This window comes from Rhodococcus sp. T7 (assembly GCF_009872365.1).
In the GTDB taxonomy this organism is placed as follows: domain Bacteria; phylum Actinomycetota; class Actinomycetes; order Mycobacteriales; family Mycobacteriaceae; genus Rhodococcus_F.
In genome coordinates this window covers 47,409-54,258 of record NZ_WXYH01000335.1, presented here as the reverse complement: position 1 = coordinate 54,258, position 6,850 = coordinate 47,409, and the positions used below count along the sequence as shown (strand labels likewise).

Below are 6,850 nucleotides of genomic sequence, written 5' to 3'. Positions count from 1 at the left end.
CGCCGGACGTTAATAAGTACTCACGGGCGCGAAGCGCAGACCTTGCCGGATTTAACAACAACCTTTAGATTTAGCAGCTGTGACGGGCGGCACAGTCACGGAGAACTTCGGTTTCGATCCCGCCGGTCGCGGCCGGGCACACAGGAGGCAATGAATGAGCGGAACCGTGATCGACGCGCTGAATTTCTGGGCGCGGATCGTCCCCGACCAACCTGCCATCGATTTCGACGGCGACGTCGTCACGTATGCGGAATTATCGCGGTGGGCCGACGGCGTCGCCCACGACCTCGCGGCGCGCGGCGTCGTGCCGGGCGACCGGGTCAGCTTCGTGGGGACCAACACCCTCGAATGGTGCGCGGCGGCGCTGGGGGCGATGAAGGTAGGCGCCATCGCCGCCCCGTTCAATCAGCGGATGCTCGCCGGCGAACTGACGGCGCTGGTCGAGGATTGTGAGCCGAAGATCGTCTACTGCGATCAGGCGTACCTTCCGAGGCTCGAAGAGGTCCTGAAGGCGCACGACACCTTCTCCATCGCCGTCCTCGAGCACGACGTGCAGCCGCTGCGCGGCGGGAAGCATGCGCAGTTCCCGACGCCCGTGGTCGACGTCTCGACTCCGACCGCGATCGTCTTCACCAGCGGCACCACGGGCAGGCCCAAGGGCGTGGTGTTCACCCACGCCACCATCGCGGGCGAGATGCACGAGTGGTCGCTGATGGAACCCATCCTGCCCAACGGGCTGCGGCCTCTGCTCGTGCTGCCGTTGTTCACCGCGGCAGGCATCATCTGGGGCATCTCCCGCACCGTCATCCACGGCGGCACGCTCTTCCTGCAACCCGGGTTCGACCCGCAGGCGGCCCTGCGTGTTCTGGTCGAGGACAAGGCGACGACGCTCACCGGCCCACCCATCCTGTTCGAGCAGATCGCGAAGGCCCCAGGGTTTGCCGACGCCGACCTCCACCACCTCACCACCGCACACGTGGGCGGTGCCCGGGTGCCTGCACACCTGCTGGGGATCTGGCAGGACCGGGGTGTGCAGTTGCGGCAGATCTACGGGCAGACCGAGATCGGCGGTTCCGCCACCGTGATGCCCCGCGACGAGGCGGCCGAGCATCCGGACAAGTGCGGGTGGGGAGGCATCTTCACCAAGATCCGAGTCGTCGATGCATCAGGAAACGACTGTGCGCCCGGTGAAACCGGGCAGATCCTCCTCCGCGGTCCGGGAATGATGCCGGGCTACTGGCGCAACGAGGACGCGACGAAAGCCGCGCTGATCGACGGCTGGTTGCACACGGGAGATCTCGGAAAGCTCGACGAGAACGGCTACCTGACGTATGTGGACCGGCTCAAGGACATGATCATCTCCGGTGGGCTCAACATCTCGCCCGCCGAAATCGAATCGGTGATCAATCAGATCCCGGAGGTCGAGGAAGTCGCGGTGATCAGCGTGCCCGACGCGAAGTTCGGTGAGACGCCGGCCGCCCTCGTGAAGGCGGCGCCGGGTCTGGCCGAGGCGGATGTCGTCGAGTTCTGCAATCAGCGTCTCGCCGACTTCAAGGTCCCGCGCTACGTCGTCCTGCTGGACGAGCCGTTGCCGCGGATGGCCAGCGGCAAGATCGCCAAACGGGAACTGCGCGACACCTACGCGGACGTGCCGGACACCCACCGGAAGGTGCGCTGAATGACGAACGCGGGTGAACAGAAGGTCGCCGTCGTCACCGGGGGCGGCCGGGGCATCGGCGCGGCGATCGCGCAGCGCCTCGCGTCGGACGGTTTCGCCGTGGCGGTGAACTATTCGCGCAGCGAGACGCATGCGGCCGACGTGGTCGCGAAGATCGTCGCGGGCGGTGGCCGCGCGGTGGCGATCAAGGCGGACATCGGGAACGCGGCCTCCGCCGAGGAGTTGATCTCGCGGACCGCCGACACGCTCGGGGCACCATCGGTGCTGGTCAACAACGCGGGCATGAACCTCGCAGGCTCGGTCCGCAAGCAGGAACCCGAGGACTGGGATCGCGTGATCGCGGTCAACCTCAGCGGGGCGTTCTACTGCACGCACGCCGCGTTGCCTGCGATGTACGAGAACGGCTGGGGGCGGGTCGTCTTCTTCGGAAGCCCGTCCGGCGGACGGCGGCCGTCGCCCGGGATGAGCGCCTACTCGGCGGCGAAAGCCGGCCTGACCGGGATGACCCGGACGTTGGCGCTCGAGGTCGCGCGGCGAGGCATCACCGTCAACACCGTCGTCCCCGGTTTCGTCGAGACCGACATCATCAGTTCCGGGGGCGACGCCGCCGTCGACGCCCTGGCCGCCCATTGGCCGCGGATTCCGGCGGAATCGGTGGCCGCGACCGTGTCGTTCCTCGTCAGTGACGACGCCCGGCACGTGTCGGGTGAAGAGGTGGGCGTCTGGCTCGGTGGTCCGGTCGGCGTCTGAAGGCGCCTCCGGCGCTCGTGCGCCTTTCTGGTTGTCCTAGCTACCAGAAAGGCGCACGGGCGCGTCAGCGCCTGTAGTTCGCGGGCCACGCCTTCCCCAGGGTCAGGCCCCCGTCGACGACGAGGTTCTGCCCGGTCACGAACGTTGCGTCGTCGGAGACCAGATAGGCGATGGCACCGGCGATGTCGTGGCCCTCGCCGGCGCGGGGGATCGGCTGGAATGTCACCAGACCCTGCCGCACGCTGTCGACGCTGGCGTCCAGCGCGTCTCCGTCCAGGCCGGCGCCGTGGCCGACGATACGGGTGGCGACGCCGCCGGGGGTGACCGCGTTGACCCGGACGTGGAATTCCGCGAGTTCGCGTGCGGCGCTGCGGGTCATCTGCAGCACAGCGGCCTTCGCGGCGCCGTACGGGTGCGGGCCGAAGCCGGTGCGCACGCCCGCCACGGACGACACGTTGACCACGGTGCCGAACCCCTGCTCGCGCATGACCCGGGCAGCGTGTTTGGTGCCGAGGAAGGCGCTGCGCGCCAAGACGGCGAACGAGGAGTCCCACTCGTCGACGGTGGTGTCGGCGACGTATGTCCAGGCCCCGACCCGGCCGGCGTTGTTGACCATCGCGTCGAGGCGTCCGAAACGCTCGGTCGCGGCGCGGACCGCGGCCGCGACATCCTCCTCGCGGGTGACGTCGGTGTGCAGGTAGGCACCGTGCTCGCCGAGAGCGGCCGCGACCGCCTCGCCGCGGTCGTCGTCGATGTCCGTGACCACCACCCGCGCACCCCGCTCCGCGAGAAGTGCGCAGGTCGCCGCCCCGATCCCGCTCGCTCCACCGGTCACCACCGCGACCTTGCCGTGCAGTTCCGCCATTGTGTTCTGTCCTTTCGCGCCGTCCGTCCGAACTGTGGATCTTGAGGTATTAACCTAAAGGTATTAGCTTGATATGTCGACGGAACCGATACGAAGCGGAGGTCGTCGGAACCACACGAGGGGAAGGCCCCGAATGTCCGAACTGATACTGACCGAGCAGCCGCGACCGGGCATCCTGCTCGTGCGACTGAACCGACCCGAGGCCCTCAACGCGATGAACGCGGAGATGATCGGCGAACTGCACCGGGTTCTGGCCCGGGTGCGGGACGACTCGACGATCCGGGCGATCGTCCTCACCGGTGCGGGCAAGGCGTTCTGCGCCGGCCTGGACCTGCGCGGGTACGGCACCCCGAACGGCGCCGCGGACGGCGAGGGCCGCCCTCAGGCCGGGTTGCGGGTGCAGAAGCACATCGCCGACCTGGTCGAAGCTTTCCGTGGCGCGCGCCCGCCGATCATCGCCGCGATCAACGGCGCCGCAGCAGGCGGCGGGATGGCGCTGGCGCTGATGGCCGACATCCGCATCATCGCCGACTCGGCCGCACTGCACGCGTCGTTCATCAAGCGCGGCCTCTCCAACTGCGACATCGGAGTCAGTTGGCTGCTGCCCCGCATGATCGGGTTCTCGCGCGCCGCGCAGATCCTGCTCACCGGCCGGACGATCGACGCCCGGGAGGCGGAACGAATCGGAATCGCCTCGTCCGTCGAATCCGGCGACGCCCTGCTCGGCGCGGCGCTCGACATCGCCGAGGAGATCGCGCAGAACACCCCGTTCGGGGTGTGGATGACCAAAGAGGTGATGTGGTCGAACCTGGAGGCGCCGAGTCTCCGGGCGGCGATCGACCTCGAGAACCGCACCCAGATCCTGGCGGCCATGACCAAGGACCACCGCGAGGCGGTGAAGTCCTTCCTCGAGAAGCGCCCGCCCGAGTATCTGAATCACTGACCCGGGGTCGGACCCACGCCACGGTCGGGACGTGACACAGCACTGCAGCAGCACCACCCGCCCTCCGGGGCAGTAAGCGAGGAAGATCAGTGAAAGTCGGTATCGCCGCCGGATATTGGGGATCCGGACCGCCGCGCAACGTCGACCGGATGCTCGCCGAAGCCGAGGCGCTCGGCGTGGACAGCTTCTGGACGGCGGAAACCTACGGCTCGGACGCGCTGACCCCCCTCGCCTGGTGGGGATCGCGCACGTCCACGATCAAACTCGGCACCGCGGTCTGCCAGATGTCGGCCCGGACGCCGACCGCCCTGGCGATGGCGGCGCAGACGGTCGACCACCTCAGCGGGGGCCGGGTGATCGTCGGCATCGGCGCGTCGGGACCGCAGGTGGTCGAAGGCTGGTACGGGCAACCGTATCCCCGGCCGCTCGAGCGGACCCGTGAGTACGTCGAGATCATGCGTGCGGTGTGGGCCCGGGAGAAGCCGGTGACCTACGAAGGCAGGCACTATCAGCTCCCGCTGGACGGTGGCAGCGGTCTCGGAAAGCCGCTGAAGTCGATCGTTCACCCACTGCGCGAGGACATTCCGGTCTATCTCGGGGCGGAGGGGCCGAAGAACGTCGCGCTCGCCGCGGAGATCGCGGACGGCTGGACGCCGCTGTGGTTCTCGCCCAAGAGCGACGAGTTCTACCGCGCCGCGCTGGCCGAGGGGTTCGGCCGGGACGGGGCCCGCCGGTCGCCGTCGGATTTCGAGATCGCCAACGTGTGCTGGCTGGTCGAGAACGACGACGTGGAAAAGGCGGCGGCCAAGATCAAGCCTGTCGTCGCGCTGTACGCCGGCGGCATGGGCGCGAAGGGCGCCAATTTCCACAACGACGTCTTCGCCCGCATGGGCTGGACCGAGGTCTGCGCCGAGATCCAGGAGTTGTACCTGCGGGGTCGGCCTGATCTCGCCGCGCAGGCCGTTCCGACCGAGATGGTCGAGGACGTCGCGCTGATCGGGCCTGCCGACAAGATCTGTGAGGACATCGTGAACCGCTGGAAACCCACGTGCTTGACGACGCTGATCCTCGGCGGCTGGCCGAGGCCGGAGAACCGGGAACGCATCCTCGAGGCGGTGATGTCGTGACGCTCGATCCGCGCACCCCGATCCTCGTCGGCGGCGGACAGGTCAACGAGCGGACCGGGGGAGTGGAACCCGTCGACCTGATCGTCGCAGCGGCCCGCGCCGCCGCGTCCGAGGCGGGATCGCCGCGTCTGCTCGAACTCGTCGACTCGGTCCGGTTGATCGGGATGCTGTCGTGGCGGTACCGCGACCCGGGGGCGCTGGTCGGTGAACGCATCGGTGCCGCCGTTCGGCACACCGGGTACACCGGCAGCGGGGGCAGCGGCCCGCAGGTCCTCGTCAACCAGGCGGCCGAGGACATCGCGGCGGGCCGGGCCGACGTCGTCCTGGTGGGCGGTGCCGAGTCCTGGCGGACCCGGATGAAGCTGCGGTCCCAGGGTGTTCGCCCGGAGTGGACCGTGCAGGACGACTCGGTTGCACCCGCAGAGGTCCTCGTCCCCGAGGTGCCGATGGTCTTCGACGGTCAGTCCAGGATCGGACTTGACCGGCCCGCATACGTGTACCCCCTGTTCGAGCAGGCGCTGCGGATCTCGTCGGGGCGATCGGAGGACGAGCACCGCGGCGCGATCGGCGCACTCTGGTCGGGATTCAGCAAGGTGGCGGCGACGAACCCGCACGCGTGGACCGGCCGCGAGTACACGGCCGACGAGATCGTCACGCCGTCCGAGGACAATCGGTGGATCAGCAGGCCGTACACCAAGCTGATGAACTCGAACAACATGGTGGAGCAGGGTGCGGCGCTGCTGCTCTGCTCCGTCGGCGTCGCCACCCGCCTCGGGATCCCCCGCGACAACTGGGTCTTTCCGCACGCAGGCACCGAGGCGCACGACACGTACGACATCGCCGAACGGGAGGCGCTCGATCGGTCACCCGCCATCCGGCTGGCGGGGGCGCGCGCCCTGGAACTCTCGGGAATCGGGCGGGACGACCTGGCGCACGTGGACGTGTATTCGTGCTTCCCGTCGGCCGTCCAGGTCGCCGCGGCCGAGTTGGGTCTGCCCCTCGACGATCCCGGCCGTCCGCTGACGCTCACCGGCGGCCTCACGTTCGCGGGCGGTCCGTGGAACAACTACAGCACCCACGCGATCGCCACCCTGGCGACCCGGCTGCGCGAGGCGCCGGGAACGTACGGGCTGATCACGGCGAACGGCGGCTACCTCACCAAGCACGCGTTCGGCGTCTACCGGACGGAGCCGCCGCGCAGCGGTTTCCGGCGTCAGGACGTTCAGGCCGACGTCGATGCGCAACCGACCACGCGAGCGCTCACGGGCTATGAGGGGTCCGGCTCGATCGAGTCCTGGACGGTGGTGCACGGACGCGACGGTGCCCCGGAGCGCGGCTTCGTGGCGGTGCGGACCGGCACCGGCGAACGCACGCTGGCCACCACGACGGAAGCTGGCGCGCTGGCCCGTCTGGTCGGCGTGGACGTCGCACGGGAGACAGCGGTCGTCGCCGCCGACGGCACGTTCCGGTTCGCGGACGATTGACTC

6 protein-coding genes are annotated in these 6,850 nt (G+C 68.9%); 5 read left to right on the top strand and 1 reads right to left on the bottom strand.

What is annotated here, in order from left to right; all coding sequences use genetic code 11:
- Positions 1–154: 154 nt before the first annotated feature.
- Both MLGJGCBP_RS30635 and MLGJGCBP_RS30630 read left to right on the top strand, forming a co-directional pair.
- Complete coding sequence (locus tag MLGJGCBP_RS30635; RefSeq protein WP_160100363.1) at positions 155–1,678, top strand: class I adenylate-forming enzyme family protein; 1,524 nt, start codon at positions 155–157, stop codon at positions 1,676–1,678.
- Positions 1,679–2,428, top strand: coding sequence for an SDR family oxidoreductase (locus MLGJGCBP_RS30630; protein WP_160100361.1), 750 nt, complete (start codon positions 1,679–1,681; stop codon positions 2,426–2,428).
- 64 nt (positions 2,429–2,492) lie between these two features.
- Here the strand turns inward: MLGJGCBP_RS30630 and MLGJGCBP_RS30625 are convergent, their stop codons facing one another.
- Entirely contained in the window at positions 2,493–3,293 is an 801-nt protein-coding gene (locus MLGJGCBP_RS30625) for a glucose 1-dehydrogenase (RefSeq protein WP_160100359.1), read from the bottom strand.
- 133 nt (positions 3,294–3,426) lie between these two features.
- Here MLGJGCBP_RS30625 and MLGJGCBP_RS30620 point away from each other — a divergent pair, with 133 nt between their 5' ends.
- From MLGJGCBP_RS30620 to MLGJGCBP_RS30610, 3 genes are all read left to right on the top strand, one after another.
- Positions 3,427–4,236, top strand: a complete 810-nt coding sequence (locus MLGJGCBP_RS30620) for an enoyl-CoA hydratase/isomerase family protein (protein WP_160100357.1) — start codon at positions 3,427–3,429, stop codon at positions 4,234–4,236.
- A gap of 89 nt (positions 4,237–4,325) precedes the next feature.
- Positions 4,326–5,363: an LLM class F420-dependent oxidoreductase gene (locus MLGJGCBP_RS30615; RefSeq protein WP_160100355.1), complete on the top strand. Its 1,038-nt coding sequence runs from the start codon at positions 4,326–4,328 to the stop codon at positions 5,361–5,363.
- Complete coding sequence (locus MLGJGCBP_RS30610) at positions 5,360–6,847, top strand: acetyl-CoA acetyltransferase (protein WP_160100353.1); 1,488 nt, start codon at positions 5,360–5,362, stop codon at positions 6,845–6,847. Before MLGJGCBP_RS30615 ends, MLGJGCBP_RS30610 begins: the two co-directional genes overlap by 4 nt.
- Positions 6,848–6,850 lie beyond the last annotated feature (3 nt).

Excerpts from the sequence above, each read along its gene's own strand:
- MLGJGCBP_RS30635 (WP_160100363.1), top strand. The coding sequence starts at position 155 with ATGAGCGGAACCGTGATCGACGCGCTGAATTTCTGGGCGCGGATCGTC.
- MLGJGCBP_RS30630 (WP_160100361.1), top strand. The coding sequence starts at position 1,679 with ATGACGAACGCGGGTGAACAGAAGGTCGCCGTCGTCACCGGGGGCGGC.
- MLGJGCBP_RS30625 (WP_160100359.1), bottom strand. The coding sequence starts at position 3,293 with ATGGCGGAACTGCACGGCAAGGTCGCGGTGGTGACCGGTGGAGCGAGC.
- MLGJGCBP_RS30620 (WP_160100357.1), top strand. The coding sequence starts at position 3,427 with ATGTCCGAACTGATACTGACCGAGCAGCCGCGACCGGGCATCCTGCTC.